Origin of the sequence: Xanthomonas sp. MUS 060 (assembly GCF_000963215.1) — a bacterium.
Lineage (GTDB): Bacteria > Pseudomonadota > Gammaproteobacteria > Xanthomonadales > Xanthomonadaceae > Xanthomonas_A.
In genome coordinates this window covers 1-996 of sequence record NZ_JZIM01000096.1, presented here as the reverse complement: position 1 = coordinate 996, position 996 = coordinate 1, and the positions used below count along the sequence as shown (strand labels likewise).

General features: G+C 54.9%; 1 protein-coding gene. It reads right to left on the bottom strand.

Going from position 1 to position 996, the window contains the following annotated elements:
• Positions 1-701 precede the first annotated feature (701 nt).
• The coding region (locus XANALMUS060_RS22590; RefSeq protein WP_235430616.1) for a holin family protein at positions 702-996 on the bottom strand (295 nt) is incomplete at its 5' end.

The window sequence follows — 996 nt, the reverse complement described above, 5'->3', positions numbered from 1 at the left end:
GTAAGACGCACTTAGCAAGAATCCCCGAGCGATGTCTTTTTTCATTTCCCCGCCTTCCTGTCCATGGCCTTAGTGGCTGTAATGTATTATAAATGCCTTATGTTTAGGTAGACATTTATATGTGATTTTTGAGGAGGGCAAAGCTTATCTATCAATATTATTTAAGCGACTAGTGTGCGCCGAGTCACTTTTCCAGCGATCCCAATAGCAAAGATCAGTCTGCTACATATTTGATTGACGATAATTTTCTTAATTAAAAATAATATCGGTATAAAATCCATGGGGAATATTAAAAACATTCCAGCTTCGGATGACCGATTAACGACCGAAAGTGAAAATGTAAATCCCGTCATGCAGATACCCCATATCCAGGATACAGCGCGCGTGGCAGATGCCTGACGCAATGGGTGTGCCGGGCACTTGAATGCCCACACAACTGCGGCCACTGCCGACGAGGGCTGGGGGCGTCCTGACGCTGATTCGGGGATGGGGTGCCTGCTCAAGCCATGGTCCTTATGCGCAGGTGATGCCGATGTGCCAACCGTTCTCTTACTGGATACGACATTGTGCCGGGGCTGTCAAACGCACGGCCATCTGGGGGATGCGGCAAACGCACGGCCATCTGGGGGATGCGGCGTGAGTGCGCTTATGAGTCCGGCACTGGATCACTGTACTTGCCGGAAGTCGTTACGCCGCTCCTTTCACGCGCTCGGCCACATGCAGTCCGCCCAATCCCAGCATGCCGAGCGTGAGGGTGGCGAGCGGTCCAATGTCGAGTGAGGGCAGGTTGAGAGGATGGCCGACGGCTGCAGTCCGCCCAATCCCAGCATGCCGAGCGTGAGGGTGGCGAGCGGTCCAATGTCGAGTGAGGGCAGGTTGAGAGGATGGCCGACGGCGGCGAGGACCGCGTTGGTGAGTGGCCCGCCGACGAAGTTCCAGCAATATCCTGCGACGCAGACCCAGCCCAGCCCACCGCGCCAGTGTTGCAGAGGGTCG